This window comes from Methanosarcina spelaei (assembly GCF_002287235.1).
Lineage (GTDB): Archaea > Halobacteriota > Methanosarcinia > Methanosarcinales > Methanosarcinaceae > Methanosarcina > Methanosarcina spelaei.
In genome coordinates this window covers 1-1207 of the sequence record NZ_LMVP01000287.1, presented here as the reverse complement: position 1 = coordinate 1207, position 1207 = coordinate 1, and the positions used below count along the sequence as shown (strand labels likewise).

Below are 1207 nucleotides of genomic sequence, written 5' to 3'. Positions count from 1 at the left end.
GGGAGAGGAATATGAAAATATATACCTCTAGTTGCGTTAACCTGCCGAAGCTAGGTTATACTATTTTCATGTTAGAAATTAGAGCAATTATTCAAAATTCAAGGTTTTGGGATAGGCTCATTATATAAAAGACATTATATATACTTACGTGATATTTATTTATATGAGGGGAATCAGGGAACTTAATGCTTTTATTTTACTCATTTTGATACTTTTTATTGCATATGTCCGATACTTTACGAGTTATTCTATTTTCGAAGATAGGTCCCTATTGGATGCCCTTCTTATCTCTTTAATCATACTCTTTCTAGCCTATATAATAAATTTCATTACCGAAAGTCTTATTCTTAGAAGAGTGCCAACTACCAAAGATAGATATCTTCTAAGAAAAACAGCATCCATACTTATTACTGTTATTGCTTTTGCTTTCCTTTTTGCAATTTGGATTGAGAGAACCAGTACCCTACTTATTGCCTATGGGATTCTGAGTGCTGGAATTGCAATTGCCCTTCAGGACATGCTTAGAAATATAGCAGGAGGGATCCTCCTTATTATAGCTCGTCCTTTCAAAGCAGGGGACAGGATCCAGGTTCAGGATACTGTAGGCGATGTCCTGGACATAGGAAGCCTCAACACTACACTTATGGAAATCCGAGAATGGGTTGAAGCAGATCAGTATACTGGCAGAATTATCAGTATCCCAAACAGTTTTGTTCTCAACCAGACCATAAAAAACTATACCAGAGATTACTCCTTCATATGGGACGAAATTCGTATTCTACTGATTTACGGCAGCAACTGGAGAAAAGCTCAAGAAATTGCTCTAAAAGCTGCAGGTCCGGTTGTAGGTGAGTTCGAAGAGCTGGCAAAAAAGGAACTTCTGCTTATGGGTGAGAGATATTTTTTTACAACCTATGATGTACATACAAATCTTTTTATGAAACTGGAGGAAAACTGGATTGAAATGCGGTTAAGATATGTCGTAGAACCCAAGAAAAGAAGAATAATTAGCCATCTTTTGATCTCAAGCATTCTCGAGGCTTTCGAGAAAGAAGAAGATATTCTGGTAGGAACCGCAGTAGGTATTGATCTTATGAACTATCCAGGAAAAGGACAATAAAAAGAAACTTGGCTCTTCGTCATTTCAGATGGGTAGTTTGAAATCTAACTTTCCTAATTTTAGATAGATCATAGTAATAAAATACTG

At 36.4% G+C, this 1207-nt stretch carries 1 protein-coding gene; it reads left to right on the top strand.

From position 1 onward, the window contains the following. Nucleotides 1-355: 355 nt before the first annotated feature. Nucleotides 356-1120: a mechanosensitive ion channel family protein gene (locus tag ASJ81_RS12960; RefSeq protein WP_245860128.1), complete on the top strand. Its 765-nt coding sequence runs from the start codon at nt 356-358 to the stop codon at nt 1118-1120. Nucleotides 1121-1207: the final 87 nt, after the last annotated feature.